Source organism: Streptomyces sp. NPDC091412 (assembly GCF_044756885.1).
GTDB lineage: Bacteria > Actinomycetota > Actinomycetes > Streptomycetales > Streptomycetaceae > Streptomyces.
Map to the genome: position 1 here is coordinate 103,391 of NZ_JBIVTV010000019.1, position 17,974 is coordinate 121,364.

Sequence of the window (17,974 nt, forward strand, 5' to 3'; positions counted from 1 at the left end):
CTCGGGCTCCTGCAGCAGCCGCAGGCAGTCCTCGTAGCGGGTGAGCGTCCAGAATCCGCGCCGGTAGCTGGATGCGTCCGTCCAGTGGACGGGGTCCTCGTGGCGCAACTGCTTGAGCGTCTCGTGGAAATCGGTCCCGGCGAAAAACGCGGGATCCACGAGCTTCTCGTCGATGTCGGCCGGCAGAGTCATGTTCTGTCCCTTTCTGCGTTGGTTCACAGGCCGCGGTAGCCGCGGATCCACAGGTTCTTGCGCTCTTCGAGCTGGTCGCCGGGCGCCGGGTGGGTGATGCAGTACGGGTCGTTGTGACGGATCGCCTCGACCACCTGCTTGCCCACGTTCTTTGGGCCCTTGGGCTGGTTGTGGAGGAAGTCGAACTTGCGCACCTGCTGGTAGGCGATCGCCGCGGTCAGGTCGTCGTCGGTCTGCTGACGGCGGACCGCCGTGCTGGTCTCGCCGATGTTCGTGGTGATCAGCCCCGGATACAGGACGGTGATGCCGAAGTCGTCGCCGTGGTCGACGAGTTCCTCGCGAAGGACGTCGCTGAGTCCGTCGACGGCGTGCTTCGACGCGGTGTAGGGGGCGTGACCGGGGCTGGTCGACAGGGTCGCCAGAGACGACGTGTTGACCATGTGCTTGTGACCGTCCTGTTCGCGCATCCGGGACAGGAAGGCGAAGACGCCGTGCACCACGCCGAAGTAGTTCACCTCGGTCATCCAGCGGAAGTCGGCCACGCTGGCGTTCCACACCGCGCGAAACGGCCGCCAGGTCACTCCGGCGTTGTTGCAGAGCACGTCGACGCGGCCGAACTCCGAGAACGCCTTGTCCGCGAGGGCTTCCACGCTCTCGTACTCGGTGACGTCGACCACCTGCGCACGGGCCGTCCCACCCGTCGCGACGATCTCTTCGGCGACCGACGCAGCGGCTTCGCCATTGATGTCGGCGACGAGCACCTGGGCGCCCAGCCGTCCGAACTCGAGGGCGATCGAGCGCCCGATACCGCTGCCCGCACCGGTGATCACCGTGCCTGCCCCGGTGAAGTCGAAGTCCGCCATGAGATCGCGTCCGTTCCCTCGTGCTGTCGTTTCCTCGTCGACGCCGGCTTCCAGCGGATCGAGGTTGCTCGGCACTGTAGGCAGGCTTACGCATTCTTCACTAGTATGTAAGATAAGATTTCGATGCACATACTGAATGGCGAGGAGTTCGGTCGTGAAACTGTGCTGGTCGATCCGACAGAGTTTCGAACGTTATGTACTCGCTGCCGGCGGCACGGTGAGCTGCGGGGACGGCGCCCGGCGTGAGGGTGACGTGTTCGTCTTCGACGGCGAACGCACGGCGGAGGGTTCCTACCGTTTCACCGGTAGCGTGCGCTTCGAAGCGCACGGGGGGTTCCTGGACGTCCTGATCGCCGATCCGATGGTCGAGTGCGCCGACGGGGACGCGCGAATGATGGTCGCGGTGTCCCCCGAGCCGGGCGGCCGCCGCGTTCATCTCGCCCGCGTCGTCGACCTCGCGGGAACCGAACCGGCCGTCGCGAACCTCCGGCTCACCGTCGAGGGGGCGCGACTGCTGGGCGACGTCTACTCACCAGGAGATCTTCTCGACCCGCTGCGCATCGAGGGCGGCGACGATGCTTGACTTCGTCAAGCTCCAGCAGTTCGTCGTGCTGGCCCGCCACGGCAGCTACACCACCGCCGCGGCGGCGCTCCACGTCTCGCAACCCACGCTGACACGCAGTGTCCAGAGCCTGGAGAAGACCCTCAACGCCCGGCTCCTCGACCGAGGGCGCAACGGCATCGAGTTGACGGCGATCGGCATGGAGTTCCTGCACCATGCCGAGGATCTGCTGCGCCACGCCAACAGCATCGAGGCCGACATCTCGATGCGTTCGCAAGGCATCCGCGGGCACGTGAACGTGGGTGCGGGGCCGGCGATCGGCGGGACCATCCTGCCCGGGGTCATCAGTGAGGTACTCGCCTCCGGACTGGAGATCTCGGTGCGTACCGTGCTGTCGCAGGCCCACACGATGTACTCGATGATGCTCGACGGGAGTCTGGACTTCTTCATCTCCCGGGAACCCAACCCGGGGTGGACCGACAAGCTGACCACGGTCGTGCTCGGTTATGCGCGGCCGGACTTCTTTGTGCGCCCCTCGCACCCCCTCCTAGCGCAGCCGTCCGTGGCGCTCACCGACCTGGCGCGGTTCCCGCGCATCTGCGGCACGGCTTGGAATGAAGTGCTCTCCACATTCGCCTCACCGGAACTGGCCCGCGACCTGTTCGCCTCGATCGAGGTCGACGACTTCGGCATCATGTCCCACCTGGCACATGAGGTCGACGCGGTCCTGATTGCGAACAGTGCGACCACGATCGCGGGGCTCGTGCGTCTCGACGTCGACCGGGGTGACGCGCTGCCGCACACGGCTGTGACGCTCAATCGGCCCGCCCACCGGACGCTTTCACCCGCGGTGCGATTCGTCATGCAACTCACCGTCGACCGTGCCCGTGAGTTGTACTCCGCCCACAACATGGGGACGGACTCCGTCGAAGGCTCGGGATGACCGGTTTCATGCATGACACGGATCGAAACAGGCTCAACATTGCATTGGCGTAATGAACGGCACCGCCCGTAGTGTCATCCACGAACCCATGCCGAGAAGGGGCGATCCCTCGCCGCATGGCGCGGCGCGCCCACCGGCGCGGCCGTCACGGGCGCGACCGACAGTCACGTGTTCAGGCCCTGGCCCCTGGAAGCAGCGGACGAGTTGCGCGGTCGCCGCTATTCATCGCCGGGCTCGCCATGCGTCGCGCGAACAAGCCACTGCTCAGTAGCTCGCTACCGAGGTGCGGCCCGCCGGCACCCCATGGCCGAGCATCCGGCCGAAAGGAGAACGCACCCATCATGCCCGCCACCGAGAAGAAGACGACCCGGCTGCGCGCCTTGTTCGAGAGTCCGCAGACGACGATCATGCCGTTCGGGACGCTGCCGATGCACGCCCAGATGGCGGAGCGGGCCGGATTCCCGGCGTTCGAGGTGTCCGGCGGTATGAGCACGTGGTGGGTCGGCGGCGTCGCCGACGTCGGCTGGCTCACCATGAGCGAAGTGGTCGCACACTGCAAGACCATCGCCGACTCGGTCGACATCCCGGTCTTCTGCGACGCGGACACCGGTTACGGCAGCGCCATCAACACCAGGCGCACCGTGCAGGAGTTCATCCGCGCGGGCGTCGCCGGCATCCACATCGAGGACCAGGAAGAGCCGAAGAAAGCGGGCGGCCAGGCCGGTATCAAGCTGGTTTCGGACGCCGAGGCCATCGGACGTTTCAACGCCGCCGTCGACGCCCGCGACGAGATGGACGAGGACTTCGTCATCGTCGCCCGCACCGACGGTTACGGTGCGGAGGGCGGCGGTCTGGAGGAGGCGATCCGGCGCGGCGTGCTCTACCGGCAGGAGACCGGCGTGGACGTCATCTTCTACGAGGGGCTGCGCTCCTGGGAGGAAGTGCGCATCGTCCTCGCCGAGACTCCCGGGCCCGCATACGCGATCGCTTCCCGGCACGCCGGCCCGACCCCGTCGATCGCGCAACTGAGCGAATGGGGGCAGGCGATCCAGATTGCCCCGTTCATCCTCCCAGGCGTGCTCGAGGTTTGGCGGCTCCTGCTGCGGCTGAGCGAAGCCGGTGAGCTTGCCCCGATCGACGAGTACAACTCCGCGGCGTTCTCGCTCGCCGGGCAGCCCGACTACGTCGGCTTCGGTGACGTGTTCATCAAGCCCAGCTACGAAGACGTGCGCCGGTGGGAGGAGAAGTACTACCCACCCGAGAAGCAGCGCGACTACGAGAACACGATCCACGACTGATAGCGGTGGCTACAAAGCCACAGCGCGGCGACCGCGCAGCGGTCGCCGCGCTCGTGTTCGGCTGCCTGAACGCCAGTCTTGTCCAGACCATCGCGTTCCCCATCCAGGCCGAGTTGCCTGACCTGCTCGCACAGCCACGCGAGGTCACGGCCTGGGTCGTCACCGCCACCGTCGCCTCGGCAAGCGCGTTCGCGCCCGTCAGCGGGCGACTGGGGGACCTCTGGGGTCGCAAGCGTGTTGCGCTTGTCCTGGTCGGTCTGCTCGCCGTCGGCTCGCTACTGGCCGGACTGGCCCCTGGCGTCGGGATACTCATCGCCGGCCGTGCTGTGCAAGGCATCGCGATCGGGCTCGTCCCGCTCAGCATGTCGATCATGAAGGAGATCCTCCCTGCGGACAGGCTCGGAACCGCGCTAGCACTCGCTTCCGCGACGATGGGTGTCGGTGCCGCATTCGGGATCCCGCTCGGAGCAGCGATGACCGAGTGGGCCGGATGGCGCTCGATCTTCTGGGTGAGCCTCGTGTTGTCGCTGGTCGCCGCGCCGTGGATCGCGGTCACCGTCCCGGTGGCAGAAGGTCGCGCAACTGGCACGTTCGATCTCGTGGGTGCGGCCACCAACATCGTTGGGTCAGCTGTGCTACTCATCGGCATCTCCGAGGCCCTCACGCTTGGATGGGACTCACCGGTCACCCTCACCCTCGTCATCGGCGGTGCCGCCTGTCTCGCGCTCGGCTGGCTCGCGATGGCACGCAACCCCTCGCCACTCATCGACGTGCGCGTCTCGGTGCGACCCCAGATCCTGCGTACCAACATGCTCTCGCTGCTCATCAACTTCGCGACCATGACGATCATGGTCGTCTTCCCGCAACTGCTCGTGCTGCCCGCCAGGTCCCCGGCCGGGTTCGGTCTCAGTCCTGTGGCCGCGAGTCTGATCATGATGGCGAACGGGGTCTCGCAGGCAATCGCCACTCCTTTCCTCGCCCGGATCTTGCGCCGGGTCGAGCCGCGAACGGCTGCTGCCGCGGGCGCCGCCATCGTCACCGTCGCCATCACTGCCGCGATCGTGCTGACAAGTCCGCAGAGTTTGCTCGCTGTCAACATCGTGGTCGGCGCTGCCTTCGGGGTCGTGTTCGCCGCGATCCCCCAGATCATCATGTCCGCGGTGCCCGCCGAGGACGCGGCGGCGGCCAATGGTCTCAACGCGCAGATCCGGATCTTCGGGACCGCCGGCGCCGCCACCGTCGCCGGCGCGCTCATCGCCGCCGAGTCGATCGGCGGTGTGCCGTCGGCATCGGGCTTTGCCCTCTCGCTGGGCATCGCGGCGGCCGCAAGCGGCCTCGCGACGCTGCTCAGCATGCTGATCCCTGCCCAGCGCGACCACCATAGCTCCTGAGTCGCTCCTGTACGGAGGCCGGATCCACGCTGTCGTCGCCCAGTTCTTCTGAGTTGTTGCTGTGGCTGCGAGCTGGGGTTTCTCAGTGGCCGTCTCCGTCTCTACGTCGTCCAGCAGTACAGGCGGTGGTCCCGCCCGCCGATGCCGCGAGCCAGCCGGGCCAGATCGCTCCCTCCACGCCAGCGTGTACTCGGCGACGGCACGCTCGTCCTGCCACCACCCTTCACCTGGCGGTGGCTTCGGTGTGGGCTCGGGGTTCCGGATCGGGGCGGGCAGAGTGCCGGCGATGTACGCGGCGGTCTCGTCGTTGTGCAGGGGGCGTTCTGTCCATACGGCCTCGCGTTCGGCGTGCCAGGCATGCGAACGTTCCAGGAACCAGTCCACGCGTCGCTCGGCGATCTGTGGCCACCATCCCCGGTGCTTCGTGCGGTGTTCCTTCCACCGGCGTGCGATATCCGAGGTGATGCCGACGTACAGCAACTGGCCAGAGGCGTCGTACAGCCGGTACAGGCAAGTGGGCTTGATGGCCAGGGCGGCCTGCTGCTGGCTGACCCACTCGCTGTGGCAGTGGTCGCATGCCGGGGTGGGGCCGTACGCCCCCCGGTGGCGTCCGTTGGGGCTGCTGCAGATAACGCAGTTCACGGAGGCATCGTGCCGGAAGGGTCTGACAATGCGGCGGCCCCGCCGCGACGGGGGAGGCGCGGCGGGACCTGGGTCCAGTGTGACAGGGCGGGACCGCCGTCACGGGATGGCGGGGCCAGAGAGTCGTGGCTCGGGCGAGAGGTCAGGACACGTCAGCGCGCATCGAGTCACCGAAGATGCCATCGGTGTACGTCACGTACTTTGCGGTGAAAGCACCCTTGCCGGTGATGGTGCCGGAGATGTTCTCGCCAGGCGCGAGCTTCACCGTGTCGATCTGCTTCTCGTCGGCTGCCAGTTCGGAGGTGTGCTTGGTCCCGTTGGTGTCGGTGATGGTGAAGTAGAGCGGGTTGACGTCGATTTCCTTGTCGCTGTTGTTGGTGACCGTGACGAGGACGCTGGTGTAGTTGGTGCCGTCGGCGAGGATGCTCTTGGAGAACGCCGTCTTCTTTGCGGTGATCTTCACGGGCGCGGCCGGCGCGGGCTTGGCCTTACTTGGGGCCTCGTTCTTCTTCGGCGTCTCGGCCGAGTTGCTGGCCGGGGTGCTGGTGCCCGTCTTGTCGTCGCTGCCGCCGCTGGTGGCGACGAGGCCGATGATGCCGAGCAGCACGAATAGCGCGATGACGCCGAGGCAGCTGAACCCGATGATCTTGCCCGTCTTGGACTTCTTCGGCGGCTGCGGCAGGAACTGCGGCTGGCCGTAGCCGGGCTGCGGTGCGCCCCATCCGGGCTGCTGCTGGCCGTTCCATCCGGGCTGCTGGGGCGGCTGCGGCTGCGGCTGCTGGGGCTGTGGGTGCTGCTGCTGGTTCATGGTCCCCCCTGGGACTTGCGTTGTGGCTTGCGGGTGTGTGACTAGTGAAGGAGATGTGTGGTTGCGTTCATCCGGTGTTATTCACCTGATCGTGATGAACTGTCCGGGAGCTGCGGGGCCGGGTCACCTCTTCGGCCTGCCGGGGATGGGCTTCTTCTCCGGCCGGACCCAGCCGCCGCGCGACGCCTGGCACGATCTCCTGCGTCGGGTCAGCGGGCGGTCGCGGCGGGCGGCCTCATTCACGGGCCCGTCGCCGAGCCAGACGCGCACGTTGGGCTCGACTCCGTGGTCGGCGCGGCAGTCCTCCGCGAGCGCGTCCGCGAACTCCTACGCGGCGCCCCGGTAGTTCGTGGTGCGGATCCGCAGGCCGGGCGCGGACTGGTAGGTGTACTGGGGCACGGGTGGCCCCTTGCGGCTGGTCGCAAGTCTTCTGCCCGGCAGGGACGCGCTTCAACGCGGCCGGGATCGTCACCAAAGCCTCGTAACGGCGGCTGTTCCCTGACAGGGGCACGGCTGGTCAGCCTTGACGCCAGGACGGCAATGACCGCCCCGGATACGAGCGAGCTGTTCATCAGTTCGATCAACTTGTCCATCCCCGCAGGCTGGACATGGACCGGCTTCGGCGTCCGGGCCGTTGCCCACCTGACGCACTGTCACCGGCTTCAGCGGAAGGAACCCGCGCCACGATGGCCGCCCGGTCGATCCGGGCGGCCATCGCCTGTTCGTCGGCAGGCAGTGCTGATCAGGCGTCGGTCTCGTGGGAGCCGTGGGAGAGGCCGTCGTCCAGGACGATGCGAATGGTCTCGCCTTGTCCGACGACGTCGGCGAGTTGGGCCGCGATGCGGTTGTAGGGGGTCACGGCCATTGCCCAGTCGCCCTCAAGCGGGGTGCCGGTAGGGCGGGTGTTCCACAGCTCGATCAGCAGGGCGATGAGGGAGCGTCCGGACAGGACGGTCCGGACGCGGCCTTCCTTGAAGTCCTCCACAGCAGGCGGGGTGCGGAAGTGGCTGTGGTCGACGGCCAGCGCGGCGAGCCACTCCCAGGTGTCTCGGTGCGCGATCAGTTCCGCGGAGGCCACGCCGGCGGCCTTCAGCAGAAGGACGCCGTGGGCGACTTGCGGGTTCTCCGTGCTGGCGGATGCTGGACCGGAAGTCGGTACCTCCGCATGGACGGGAGGTATCGGTTTCTTTTGCCAAAGCGGAGCAACTCCAGGGAGTCCCTGCTCCTGTGCAGGAGACACCCAGCGATCACCGGATCGAGAACCCGTTCAATCGGCAAGTTCCTTGATCGGTACGACAATGACGTCCAGGTCAGAAGCCGCAGTACCGGGTGGCGCCGTTGTAAGGCAGCAGGGAGTCCTTCACCCACCCCAGCACATCGTCGGTCTGGTTGTAGAGATACGTCCAGGTCCCGCCCTCGCCCGATGTGTAGCAGGCGTAGACCAGGGTGTCCTGTTTGTCAGCCCACCCCTTGACGGCGCAGCTTGTGTGTGACCCGCTGCGTATGTTGGCGCTGACGCCCGCCGTCATCTTGACGGTCCTCTCATAGCCGCCCGAGGCCACCGCTGTGCCGCAGGGTGCGTTCGCCGACGCCGTCCCCGCCGTGCCAACAACCAAGCCCGTCGGCACAGTGAGGACCCCGACCACCAGTGCCGCCAACTTTACCCGTCGCGTCTTCCGCATAACTCGCCCCTTCATGCGCTCGGCCCACTCAGCCGCAAACACGGGCGATCATATGAAGTTGACAGTTCCCTGTCAGGAAAACCTGAAATCGAGGTTGGCTGATTCATATCTGCCGGATCGACTGACTCTGCCCAACCTTGCCCTCACTGCTCTCACCGACCAGCCAGAACCTCTCAAGACTTTCCGACACACAAAGGACCACCGACTTGGCCGACCCACCCACAACCGGCCCGATGACCGAAACCCGTCCCACCAATCGCGACCCAACCAGTTGCCCTCTACAAAGAGGTGCTCCTACCCACTGCTGGAGCACATCGCGAACCGGGACAGCATGAAGACCGCCACCAACCCGGCATCCCGCTGGCTCTTGCTCGGCCGCCGGGCGGGCCACGGCCAAGGTCGCCGACGACCCGCGCGCCGAACGGCGCCGCAGGCTGGCCGAGCCGGATCTGAGTTATGCCGAGTACTGCGACCGCAGCGGAACGCCCTGGCACTCCACGCGATAGGGGGAACTTGCGTGGACTGCGTACCAGGCCGAGCGTCGACGGCGTGGGGAAACCGACGAGGACCCCTGCGAGGCGTACAACCCGTTTCGCCAAGGCCGCCACTGACCAGTGCGGTCGAAGCGTTCAGGAAACTGAACGCCTAGCTGTCACCCCTGCTCAGACACTCCCCGAACCCCGTGGATGTGGAAGGGGGCCAGGACTACTGCCCACCCCGCGCACCGTCTCTCCGTAAACTTCCGGGTGCCCCGAGTACCGCTCACGCGTCTAGCGTCCGTGGTCCGGCCGGTCGCCTCATGGCGGGCGGGGGCCGGGTCCACCACGCCCTACGGCTTGTCGGAAGCCGTTGTCTCATGGGAGGAACCCACGTGCGTCTTGGTCTGCGTGGCATGAACCTGCGGGCCGGTCTGCTGGCCGTAGCGGCCCTCTTACTGCCCCTCGCTGCGGCCAGCCCCGGCCATGCGACGACGAACGGCTCCACCGCCGCCACCGCCTACGCCGGCTCCTGTCCGGCCGCTGGCGTGGTCACCCAGGGCTACAGCAGCACCCACGACGGTGTCGACATCGCGAACTCGCTGGGCACCCCGATCTACGCGGTCGGCGCAGGCGAGGTCATCAACTCCGGCCCCGCACAGGGCTACGGTCAGTGGATCCGCATCCTGCACGCCGACGGCACCGTGACCGAGTACGGTCACATGTACCAGCGGTACGTCTCCGTCGGCCAGCAGGTGTCGGCCGGTCAGCGCATCGCCCTGATGGGCTCCGAGGGCGACTCCACCGGCGTCCATCTGCATCTGAGGGTGCGGGTCGGCACTTCCACGTCGTTCCGCGGCATCGACCCGGTCCCGTACCTGCGCGACCGTGGCGTCGGGCTGCCGTGCACGCCCGGTGGGGGCGGGGGTGGTTCCACGACGGTGACGGCGTGGGCCGAGGCCAACGTCCGTTCCTGCGCGTCCACTACGTGCGCCGTCGTGAGCAAGGTGTACGCGGGCCAGTCCTACCCGGCCCAGTGCTGGGTGACCGGCCAGACCGTGACCGCCGAGGGCATCACCAACAACAAATGGGTCCGCCTCCCGCTGAACGCGGGCGGAGTCGGTTACGTCAGCGGGATCTACCTCAGGGGCGACGAGACCGGCGGCGTCACCAAGCAGTGCTCCTGAAGTACGGCTGCGGCGGCCCGGCCCACCCCGGGGCCGGGCCGCCACGGCCGGCTCACCGGTGACCCCCGGACTGTGCCGGTTCCCGGAACTGAAGGCCCGGGTTGCGGGGCGGCAACAGCGCCAAGTGCTCCTCGCGGACCAGACCGAAGCGCAGCGCGACGCCGACCACGGCCTCGCGCTTGCCGGTACGCCGCGCACCGCTGCCTGGGTCGGCGCAGTGCTGCGGTGTGCGCACCCGCAGTTTCTGCTCCGCCAGGTAGTCGATGTGGGCGCTCACCGCCCGCGCGGTCAACTGCGTCAGCGCCGGGTGGGTGCGGATGCGTTCCACGACCTGCGGGGTGGTCGGCACGGAGACGGCCGACGCTTCGCGCAGCCGAGGTTCACAGAGCGCCACCAGGACGAGGAAGTATGTGGCGGTCTTATCCAGGGAGTAGGCGTTGAGCGTGCGGGTGCCCCAGGCGCCAGCGGGGTTGTCCGCGTCGAGGTAGACATGGTCGGGCGCGAACACTTGGAAGCTCACCGTGGAGCCCCGGGTGGGCAGCACGACCCGGGCGAACTCGAACGGAATCGGCGCCCCCGACCGGCGCGGCGAGATCCGCAGGTACTCCCCGGCGCCTTCAGGGTTCTCGACCAGGTAACTCTGGGTGGTGGAGTAGTTGGTGAGCTGCCAGTGGTCCTCCGTCGCCCGGATCTCCCCGGCGAGCCGGGAGACGGCCGGATCCGGCAGCAGCAGTTCGACCGCATGCGCCGTGCTGCCACGGCCGAAGCGAGCCGCCTCCCCCGGTCCCAGGCGCAGGGTTGTCGCCGGCTTCGTGAGGTGGGCCGACGGTAAATGGATCAGTATGCCGCTCATTGACAGGTACCCCCCTGTTCCCAGCCGGACCTCGGCCGCCAGGGATTGTAGACCCAGGAGTACCCCGTGCGGGCCCGCTCGCGCGCGTCGGCTGGATGACACCGGTGGGCGGGACCGGCCGGTCCCGCCCGGGCCGCCCGTTACGAGGCGCAGTCGGGCACGCCGGGAAGCCGGTTCTCCGGCGAGCTGATGTAGATGTTGGTCATGTAGCCGCCGTACTGCGGAAGATAGGCCCACCATGCGTTGGTGTAAGGCGGAACGCTGACCGCCTCACCCAGCTTCTGGCAGCTCACCAGGACATCCACGCCGGCTGGCAGCGTCGTCAGCCGAGCGGAGTCGACGGTGGCCGGACGCAGGCGCACATTCACCCCCGAGCCCCAGGCGCCGAACCAGGTTCCCGACGGGCGGAAGGCACCCGGCACGTCCAGGGACCGGGTGAGGCGGTTGACGGCCGTGTGCGCGGCGCCGTACGGGGTGCCGTCGGGGCGCAGGGTGAACACGGCCACGATGGTGCGATCGCCGGCCCCCACGGTGCCGGTGGTGTGCAGGGCCTCCCGTGTCAGGTCCACCCCGGCCGCGGCAAGCGGCGCTGACCGCTGCGCCGCGGCGACAGGGACGGTCATCGAGGGTTTGGGGGTGCAGCCGCCGGAGCTTCCGAAGCCGGACCAGCCCTGCTTGACCGCCCACGGCCGCTCGAAGGAGCCGGCGATGCCGAAGTGCTGGTCGAACCCGTCAGTGCCGCAGCGCGTCGACTGCCGCAGGTTGCCCATCACATAGTCACGCACCGGCGCGGAGGCGGTATCCAGGACGTACCGGTAGATCCGCACCGTGTCGGCGGCTGACAGGGACACGTATCCCCAGTAACTCTCGTACCCGGCCGGTGGGTTGGCGGTATCGGTCAGGCCGAGCTGCGCCACCGTCCGGTCGATGACCGCCGTCCGCCCGTTGAGGTCCCACTAGTAGCCGGCCGCGCCGTCGTCGCTGCTGCGCAGCATCGAGTCGAGCCGGGTCCGGTCGGCGGAGGGCAGGGTGCGGGGGTCGTGGGTGCGCAGGTAGTCGAGGGCGATGAGCAGTTTCACCACCGAGGCCGAGCGGAACCGCATGTTCTCGTTGAGCCGATCGGTGAAGGTCCCGGTCGTACGGTCGAAGACGGCCACGCCGGCGGTCACGTCCGCCGGCACCTCGGCCCGGGTGGCATGGGCTGGTGCCGCGGCGGCCCGCGGCGTCCCGACAGGCCCAGCACCGTCGCCGCCAGCGCGAGCACGGCGGCGACGGCACCGAGTCCCCGCAGGCGGCTCCTGCGCCGGTTCGCCGGTCGGTCGGCGGCGGATCCGCCGCGGCGGATGGTCGGACTGTTCACAGCACGTTCCCCTTTTCGTTCGGGCCACCGCGGCGCCCTGGTGGCGGTGGCCCCCAGGTGTGCGGGGACGCCCCTCGGAGCCGTGATCCGCCCACGGGTCGCGGGCGGCGGGAGCACGCTACGGCGCTCACCATGCATGCGGCACCCGGAAGGTGACGGGGTGTCCGGACCGGCACGCTGATTGCCGGGAGTCGTCCGCTACCAGGCCGCCCCGGCCCTACCTCACGGCTCTCGCAGGCGTCACCCCGCAATCTTCCGGATGACGCGCCCGACCACGCTCCGGATACGTTCCGCAGCGTCCGGCCACGCCTTCCACGTTCGGTCGGCGCGACCGTTCCGTACCGGTCCGAGGACCGCCACCGACGACACGAGGAGTTCCGATGAGCGGAAAGGCTCTGCTCCGGACGCTCGCCGTGACGGGCCTGCTGCTCGTTACGGCCTGCTCCGCCGCCGGCTGGCCGACCGAGGACGCCGGCGGCCGGCTGCGCACCGGGCTGACCGATGCGGAGCGCGAGCTCCTCGGCGAGGCCGAGCAACAGCTGATCACCAGCTGCATGCGGGACCAGGGCTTCCAGTACGGGCTCGACCCGGACGGGCCGCGCAGCGAGGCACCCGAACGCCGCTTCGGCCTGGACGACGTCGCCTGGGCACGCCGGCACGGTTACGGTCTGGCCGAGGCGGCCGGGGCCGACGGCCAGGGCGGGAAGGCCGCGGCCGAGCGCGGTCCCCAGGCGCGCTACCTCGCCTCCCTCCCACAGCAGCGGCAGGCTGAGTTCGACCGTGCCCTGAACGGCACCGACCGCGCCGCGATCGTCGTGTCGGTGCCCGGCCGCGGAGAGATCTTCACCAGCGCCGACGGCTGCCAGGCCGATGCCCGACGACACCTCTACGGCGATCTGCGCAAGTGGACCGAGGCCAAGGTGGCCGTGGTGAACCTGGAGTACGTCACCTACGACGACGTGGTGGCGGAACCGCGGTACACCGAGGCGCTGGCCGACTGGCAGACCTGCATGAAGTCACGAGGACTGGCCTATCCGAGCTCTTCCGAGGCCATCGGCGCCGTGGCGAAGGAGAACCGCTCGCGCACCGCCGAGAAGGCGTGGAAGCGCGAGGTGACCGTCGCCGTCGCCGACGCCGAGTGCAATCGCGAGGCCGGAGTGGCCAGGATCGGCGCCCGCCTGCAACGGGAGCATGTGCGGGACACCGCGCGTCACGAGTTCGCACACCAGACCCGCTACTACACCCAGGCGGTCACGACCGCGCTCGGCCGGGCCCGCTCCGTCGTCGGCTCCGGCTGAGGCCGCACCTCCCCACCGAACCCGCGCGCCCGGCCCCTGTCGGCCCGGGCGTGGGCCCCCGGCGTCTGCCGGAGGGAATCCACCAGAAGGAGAACACGCCATGCGCACCACCAAGCGCGCCCTGCTGGGGCTGGCTCTGGCCGCCGCCATGATCCCGTTCGCCGCGACCAGCGCCCAGGCCGGAGGCACGAACCCCACCTACAAAACGGCGAAGCCCGGCAACTGTCCGAGTGCGTACCTGTGCGTCTACAAGGACATCAACTACGGCACCGGCGGCATCGGCATCGGCTTGTTCAAGTTCGACAACAAGGTCTGGTCGAACACGGACCAGGCGTTCATCGTCGGCAAGGACTCATCCTGGTACAACAACGGCACCGGCACCTCGTACACCTCCGTGATTGTCTACATGGGCAACGATTACACCGGCAACTCCTTCTGCCTGGACAAGGGCTGGGGCAACACCTGGGACTCGGTGGCGAACGACAAGGGCCGTGGCAACAGGTGGATCTCCGGCAGCTGCTGACCGGTCCTCTCCGCTGATCCGTCGCCGCCGCTCGCGCCGGCCCACCACCGGCGCGAGCGGCGGGGTGTCGTGCGGCGCGCGGCCTGCGGCCGTCTCCGAGGGGAGTGTCCAATCAACGGCCCTGTCTCACTTTCGGCTCTGTCCCGTAATCGGTGGTAGCGCTGTGTAGTGATCACTGGAGGAGGATGCGGTGGCGGGGCAGGGGGAGGCCGGTGCGGCCGTGCATCTGCCTCGTGATCCGCTTGGTTCGCGTGTTGACGCCCTCGGTGCGTCCGTTGTGGTACGGGGGTGTGAGTCCGGCGTCGACGGCGGCGCGGTCGAGTTCGAGGCCGTTCGCGAAGGAGTGCAGGCGGGGCAGATCGGCGGCGCTGACCGTGGTGATCCAGTCGCTGAGATTGGCGTCGTTGCCCTCCGCTGGGGTGAGTAGCTGAGCGAACTCGCCGGTGAGGCACGCGAGTTCGCTCAGCTCGGGGCAGGCCTCGGCGAGTTCCCGCAGTAGCGCGGTGTCCTTGTCGTGCAGGTTCTCGGGGCGGGTGAGCAGGAGGCGGTTGCATTCGAGCAGGCCGCGTGGGCGGCCAGGCCGTCCAGCAGCGTGCCCTTACCATCAAGCTCACCGGTGTCCTGGAGGCCCCGATGCTGCTGTACCTCTCCATGCCCGCCCCGGCCGAACGGACCGCCCCGGGCCCCGACCACGCCCTGGCCAGCACCTGGCAGGCCCTCGTCGAACGCCTGGCCGGGAAGTGACCGGACCCGCACCCGGCACGGACCGCTCAGCGGCTTCCGCCTCCCGCCTCGGCGTGCTTTTCACACATGGGCAGTGAGGTGGGCTCGTGTCTGGTGCGGACGGCCGGGAACCAGGCGTATCCGGACGGCTCCTCGGTGACCCGCACCCGGTACCAGCGCGCGGTGCCTACGCCAGTCTCGTCGGCGACCCAGTCCCCGTCGTACACCACGCACTCGGCCTGCAATACATCCCCGTGCCATATCCGCCGCTCGGAGACATTGCCTGCCTGGTACTTCTTGTGCGGGTCCAGGGCCAGGCCCAGGCTGCAGGCGCGCAGCCGCTCGGTCTGCTTCCGGCACGGCGCCTCGATGTTGTAGATGGTGATCCGCGCCGTGGTGTCGGCGTTCGCGGGGTTGCCTCCGCCCTCTCCAAAGAACCACCACCAGCCTCCGGCGGTTCCGGCGGCCAGGACGGCGGTGGCCGCCCCCGCGAAGACGGCACGCCGCCAGGGCCGAGTCCTTCGACGCCGGGTGTCTGCGTCGCACAACTTGCGGGCCAGAACCAGCAGTTGGTCGGCGGTGGCTAAGGAACGGTCCGCGTGGTCGCGAGCAAGGCAACGGGTGACGAAGTCTCGCCCGGCCGCGTCGAGGGCAGGGTGCAGGCGCAGGGGGGCTCTTCCGCTGGCGTACTCCTGGGCCGCGGCCATGCGGGCCCCAGCGGTGGACCCGGGTAAGGGGAGGGCTCCCCCAGTGAGGATCTGGTGCACGGTGACGCCCAGCGCCCAGATGTCGGCTGTGGAGCGTACCGGGACCCCGCGCTCGCCGAGCCCTTCCTGCCAGCGCTCCGGCGGCAGATAGTCCGGCGATCCGAAGGGGGGCGCGTAGCCGTGGGTGCCGTGCACCCGTGAGACCAAGCCGAAATCGGCGAGCCGGACAGAACCGTCGGGCATGATCAGCACGTTGGCGGGCTTGAGATCGCCGTGCACCCAGCCCTCCGCGTGAAGGTGGGCGAGGCCTTCGCAGATCTGGGCGATCACCCGGGTGGCGTCCGTGAGCGGCTCGGCATCCGTCGCCGCGTCGATCCGGTCCTGCAGACTGCCTGCGGCGCGTTCCATGACGAGGACCACGACGCCGTCCAGTTCGGGCCGCTCCTCGTCGGTCACCACTAAGGTCTCCAAGACCTGGACGAGCCGGCTGTGGTCGGCGTTGCGACTGAATTCGGCCTCGCGTCGAGCCAGTTCCTGCCACTGGCGGGAGCGGCCCGGTCCCAGTGCGTTCGTGGCCACGAACTTCAGGGCCACCTCGGCCGGTGGCGACCCGGCCGTCCCGCCACCGGGCTCGGCGTCGGAGGCCCGTCGTCCGGCGTAGACGCTGCCCCAGTTGCCCGACGCCAAGGGGGAGACCACTTCCCAGGGCCCCACCCGGTAGCCTGTCGGTACCGCGACCGCCCAGTCGTAGCCTGCTCCGGTGTTGCGCAGCCCGGCGGTCATGCGCGAACCTTCGCCGCGACGACCTGGGCGGTGGACGGGACTCCCGCCGTGGGGGCGACCCGCGGGGGCGAAGAGGGCAAGTGGGCCAGCATCGTCTCCAACCCATTCTCCGTTCGGTCCTGTTCCTTGCTCGTGCCCGGCGAGGTCAGAGCGGTCGATGCGGCAGGAGACGCAGCGGTTTCGCCCTTGGCCGCGTTGATGATTGTGTCGGTCTTCAGTTCACGGTCTCGGCAGACCACCAGGAAGCCATCGTGCTCACACGCTGCAATCCGATGGATGCTGCGGGTAGCCATCAGCTGTCCCGTCTCGCTGGCCGACTGCAGGGCGCGAGCGGTGGCGGCATGACACTCCACTGGTTGGGAAGTATGAGTTTCAACCTCTGTCCTCTGGCTGTAGCTGCTCCGCTCTCCAGACCACAGTTTCGGCGGATTCGGTTGCCCGGGATCCGGTGTCTCGTCGGTCAGGTGAGCAGTGCCACTTGACCGAGACCGCCGTGCGGAACTGGCAGGCCCAGGTCGACACCGGCCGGTCACGAAGCGACAACACCTCCGTGGACCAGGCCCACATTCCCGCCGACAACCCGGCCGACAACCGCCCGCACGCTCTGCCGCGCCTGCCCGCGAACTCGCAGGTCACCACGCTGGAATGGCCGTGGTTCGTGGCCGACATCCCCTCGACGCCCCCGAATCCGCGCCCCACAGCAGGAAGTAGAGAGAAGTTCGGTGGGGTGGGCAGGCTCTGGGCGGCGGGCGAGGGGAACGGGCGTCCCAGGGCGTCCTCGCGCGCGACGGCGGAGCCGCACGCGACGCCGGGACGGACAACCCGCAGGAACTGAACAGCTACTTCCTCTTCTCCAATAGCTTGGCCGTGCTCACGCGGTTCGTGTCGACGAAGGGATTGGCGGTGACATCGAGGCTGAAGAGCGCGTAGATGTGGCGGAGTGCTTCGTAGGCGTCGCGTTCCGGGTCGCCCGTGGTACTTCGACGCCATCCCCAGGAACGACGGCTCCTGGTACTACCTCGATGACGCCGGCCGTGACCACGACCTGGTGCGTACTCGCCGCACTGACACCGAGCTGCGTATCGACATCGCGGCCCTGCCCCTGCGCCGCTATCTCGCCGTGCGTAGCCGTCTGCTGGTGATCCAGCATGACCGGGTCACCCGGCTCGATCGCGTACCCGATCCGAAGATCGACGCAGTCGACCGCTCCGACCTGCGGCACTTCGCCTTCCACAGCGGAGACATCCGCTCCGTGGAGCATCCGGGTTTTGTGCGGCTGGTCGGGAAGCAGATCGTGCTGCCCATCGACGCAGCACCCGTCGACCTCGACCTGGCTCGTCCGCACACCTCTGAACGCCGGTTCCCGGAATTCACGCTCGCTGTCGACCCCAGCACCGGGGAGCGCATTACCTCCACGCGTGACCCCGACAAGCTGAGCAGCCACCGTACCGACCGTGGCACTCCGCACTATCTGACCCGGGTCTACTTCCGGCGCGAGGTCCTCAACCGGTACGCCTCCCAGCGGTCCCGCTACCGCATCGAAGCGGCCGACTGAGCTGCCTGGGACTGTGGGGAATCTCCGTCGGCACTAGCTACTTGCCCCTGAAAAAGTGTTTGGGCTGGTGAGGGGCCGGTGCTGTGGGACGGCGTTGTGCCGTTGGCCTGTCGGCGACATGTCCCTCA

At 68.5% G+C, this 17,974-nt stretch carries 19 protein-coding genes and 2 pseudogenes; 10 read left to right on the plus strand and 11 right to left on the minus strand.

The genetic code is table 11. The features are described from left to right. Positions 1 to 215: 215 nt before the first annotated feature. Complete coding sequence (locus ACIQMV_RS32230) at positions 216 to 1,130, minus strand: SDR family oxidoreductase (RefSeq protein WP_402596750.1); 915 nt, start codon at positions 1,128 to 1,130, stop codon at positions 216 to 218. A 79-nt stretch (positions 1,131 to 1,209) separates the two neighbouring features. On the opposite strand from ACIQMV_RS32230, the gene ACIQMV_RS32235 reads away from it, so the two are divergent. The 4 genes from ACIQMV_RS32235 (at position 1,210) to ACIQMV_RS32250 (ending at position 5,249) form a co-directional block, all read left to right on the plus strand. Continuing rightward, the gene (locus tag ACIQMV_RS32235) at positions 1,210 to 1,638 is read left to right on the plus strand and encodes an HtaA domain-containing protein (RefSeq protein ID WP_402596751.1); all 429 of its coding nucleotides are present in this window, start codon (positions 1,210 to 1,212) and stop codon (positions 1,636 to 1,638) included. Beyond that, a complete protein-coding gene (locus ACIQMV_RS32240; RefSeq protein WP_402596752.1) occupies positions 1,631 to 2,560 on the plus strand; it encodes a LysR family transcriptional regulator in 930 nt (309 codons plus the stop codon). The genes ACIQMV_RS32235 and ACIQMV_RS32240 overlap by 8 nt, the downstream gene beginning before the upstream one ends. Positions 2,561 to 2,901: 341 nt before the next feature. Continuing rightward, positions 2,902 to 3,858 carry an oxaloacetate decarboxylase gene (locus ACIQMV_RS32245; RefSeq protein ID WP_402596753.1) on the plus strand — a complete coding sequence of 319 codons (957 nt, stop codon included), beginning with the start codon at positions 2,902 to 2,904 and terminating at the stop codon, positions 3,856 to 3,858. A 5-nt stretch (positions 3,859 to 3,863) separates the two neighbouring features. Then, positions 3,864 to 5,249 carry an MFS transporter gene (locus ACIQMV_RS32250; RefSeq protein ID WP_402596754.1) on the plus strand — a complete coding sequence of 462 codons (1,386 nt, stop codon included), beginning with the start codon at positions 3,864 to 3,866 and terminating at the stop codon, positions 5,247 to 5,249. A gap of 420 nt (positions 5,250 to 5,669) precedes the next feature. Here ACIQMV_RS32250 and ACIQMV_RS32255 read toward each other — a convergent pair. The 4 genes and pseudogenes from ACIQMV_RS32255 to ACIQMV_RS32270 all read right to left on the minus strand — a co-directional run. After that, positions 5,670 to 5,891, minus strand: a pseudogene (locus ACIQMV_RS32255) (GIY-YIG nuclease family protein); the annotation flags it as partial. A 142-nt stretch (positions 5,892 to 6,033) separates the two neighbouring features. Next, positions 6,034 to 6,699, minus strand: coding sequence for a DUF4352 domain-containing protein (locus ACIQMV_RS32260; RefSeq protein ID WP_402596756.1), 666 nt, complete (start codon positions 6,697 to 6,699; stop codon positions 6,034 to 6,036). Positions 6,700 to 7,441: 742 nt separating this feature from the next. Beyond that, the gene (locus ACIQMV_RS32265; protein ID WP_402596757.1) at positions 7,442 to 7,777 is read right to left on the minus strand and encodes a hypothetical protein; all 336 of its coding nucleotides are present in this window, start codon (positions 7,775 to 7,777) and stop codon (positions 7,442 to 7,444) included. Between the two features lie 232 nt (positions 7,778 to 8,009). Further along, the gene (locus ACIQMV_RS32270; protein ID WP_402596758.1) at positions 8,010 to 8,315 is read right to left on the minus strand and encodes an SH3 domain-containing protein; all 306 of its coding nucleotides are present in this window, start codon (positions 8,313 to 8,315) and stop codon (positions 8,010 to 8,012) included. Positions 8,316 to 9,252: 937 nt separating this feature from the next. Here ACIQMV_RS32270 and ACIQMV_RS32275 point away from each other — a divergent pair. Next, the gene (locus ACIQMV_RS32275; RefSeq protein ID WP_402596759.1) at positions 9,253 to 10,044 is read left to right on the plus strand and encodes a peptidoglycan DD-metalloendopeptidase family protein; all 792 of its coding nucleotides are present in this window, start codon (positions 9,253 to 9,255) and stop codon (positions 10,042 to 10,044) included. Between the two features lie 52 nt (positions 10,045 to 10,096). Here ACIQMV_RS32275 and ACIQMV_RS32280 read toward each other — a convergent pair whose 3' ends face one another. The 3 genes from ACIQMV_RS32280 to ACIQMV_RS32290 all read right to left on the minus strand — a co-directional run bounded on the left by ACIQMV_RS32280 (position 10,097) and on the right by ACIQMV_RS32290 (position 12,066). After that, positions 10,097 to 10,897: a serine/threonine protein kinase gene (locus ACIQMV_RS32280; RefSeq protein ID WP_402596761.1), complete on the minus strand. Its 801-nt coding sequence runs from the start codon at positions 10,895 to 10,897 to the stop codon at positions 10,097 to 10,099. A gap of 140 nt (positions 10,898 to 11,037) precedes the next feature. Next, positions 11,038 to 11,814, minus strand: a complete 777-nt coding sequence (locus tag ACIQMV_RS32285) for a hypothetical protein (protein WP_402596762.1) — start codon at positions 11,812 to 11,814, stop codon at positions 11,038 to 11,040. 39 nt (positions 11,815 to 11,853) lie between these two features. Continuing rightward, positions 11,854 to 12,066, minus strand: a complete 213-nt coding sequence (locus tag ACIQMV_RS32290) for a hypothetical protein (RefSeq protein ID WP_402596763.1) — start codon at positions 12,064 to 12,066, stop codon at positions 11,854 to 11,856. Positions 12,067 to 12,637: 571 nt separating this feature from the next. On the opposite strand from ACIQMV_RS32290, the gene ACIQMV_RS32295 reads away from it, so the two are divergent. Further along, on the plus strand, positions 12,638 to 13,555 hold the full coding sequence (locus ACIQMV_RS32295; RefSeq protein ID WP_402596764.1) for a hypothetical protein: 918 nt from the start codon (positions 12,638 to 12,640) through the stop codon (positions 13,553 to 13,555). Positions 13,556 to 13,655: 100 nt separating this feature from the next. After that, positions 13,656 to 14,078: a peptidase inhibitor family I36 protein gene (locus ACIQMV_RS32300; protein ID WP_402596765.1), complete on the plus strand. Its 423-nt coding sequence runs from the start codon at positions 13,656 to 13,658 to the stop codon at positions 14,076 to 14,078. A 172-nt stretch (positions 14,079 to 14,250) separates the two neighbouring features. Here ACIQMV_RS32300 and ACIQMV_RS32305 read toward each other — a convergent pair. Further along, a pseudogene (locus ACIQMV_RS32305) lies at positions 14,251 to 14,625 on the minus strand (transposase); the annotation flags it as partial. A gap of 20 nt (positions 14,626 to 14,645) precedes the next feature. Here ACIQMV_RS32305 and ACIQMV_RS32310 point away from each other — a divergent pair. Continuing rightward, on the plus strand, positions 14,646 to 14,822 hold the full coding sequence (locus ACIQMV_RS32310) for a hypothetical protein (RefSeq protein ID WP_402596766.1): 177 nt from the start codon (positions 14,646 to 14,648) through the stop codon (positions 14,820 to 14,822). A gap of 26 nt (positions 14,823 to 14,848) precedes the next feature. Here ACIQMV_RS32310 and ACIQMV_RS32315 read toward each other — a convergent pair whose 3' ends face one another. Together ACIQMV_RS32315 and ACIQMV_RS32320 are read right to left on the minus strand one after the other, a co-directional pair. After that, the gene (locus ACIQMV_RS32315; protein WP_402596767.1) at positions 14,849 to 16,291 is read right to left on the minus strand and encodes a serine/threonine-protein kinase; all 1,443 of its coding nucleotides are present in this window, start codon (positions 16,289 to 16,291) and stop codon (positions 14,849 to 14,851) included. Beyond that, positions 16,288 to 16,584, minus strand: coding sequence for a hypothetical protein (locus ACIQMV_RS32320; protein ID WP_402596769.1), 297 nt, complete (start codon positions 16,582 to 16,584; stop codon positions 16,288 to 16,290). The genes ACIQMV_RS32315 and ACIQMV_RS32320 overlap by 4 nt, the downstream gene beginning before the upstream one ends. A gap of 185 nt (positions 16,585 to 16,769) precedes the next feature. Here ACIQMV_RS32320 and ACIQMV_RS32325 point away from each other — a divergent pair, with 185 nt between their 5' ends. Both ACIQMV_RS32325 and ACIQMV_RS32330 read left to right on the plus strand, forming a co-directional pair. After that, positions 16,770 to 17,126: a hypothetical protein gene (locus ACIQMV_RS32325; protein WP_402596770.1), complete on the plus strand. Its 357-nt coding sequence runs from the start codon at positions 16,770 to 16,772 to the stop codon at positions 17,124 to 17,126. Between the two features lie 105 nt (positions 17,127 to 17,231). Beyond that, positions 17,232 to 17,846 (plus strand): hypothetical protein, encoded by a 615-nt coding sequence (locus tag ACIQMV_RS32330; protein WP_402596771.1) that lies wholly within the window; start codon positions 17,232 to 17,234, stop codon positions 17,844 to 17,846. Positions 17,847 to 17,974 lie beyond the last annotated feature (128 nt).

Bases quoted from the DNA above. Each gene is read 5' to 3' on its own strand.
- ACIQMV_RS32320 (WP_402596769.1), bottom strand. From the start codon at position 16,584: ATGGCTACCCGCAGCATCCATCGGATTGCAGCGTGTGAGCACGATGGC.
- ACIQMV_RS32240 (WP_402596752.1), top strand. From the start codon at position 1,631: ATGCTTGACTTCGTCAAGCTCCAGCAGTTCGTCGTGCTGGCCCGCCAC.
- ACIQMV_RS32295 (WP_402596764.1), top strand. From the start codon at position 12,638: ATGAGCGGAAAGGCTCTGCTCCGGACGCTCGCCGTGACGGGCCTGCTG.
- ACIQMV_RS32315 (WP_402596767.1), bottom strand. From the start codon at position 16,291: ATGACCGCCGGGCTGCGCAACACCGGAGCAGGCTACGACTGGGCGGTC.
- ACIQMV_RS32300 (WP_402596765.1), top strand. From the start codon at position 13,656: ATGCGCACCACCAAGCGCGCCCTGCTGGGGCTGGCTCTGGCCGCCGCC.
- ACIQMV_RS32245 (WP_402596753.1), top strand. From the start codon at position 2,902: ATGCCCGCCACCGAGAAGAAGACGACCCGGCTGCGCGCCTTGTTCGAG.
- ACIQMV_RS32280 (WP_402596761.1), bottom strand. From the start codon at position 10,897: ATGAGCGGCATACTGATCCATTTACCGTCGGCCCACCTCACGAAGCCG.
- ACIQMV_RS32260 (WP_402596756.1), bottom strand. From the start codon at position 6,699: ATGAACCAGCAGCAGCACCCACAGCCCCAGCAGCCGCAGCCGCAGCCG.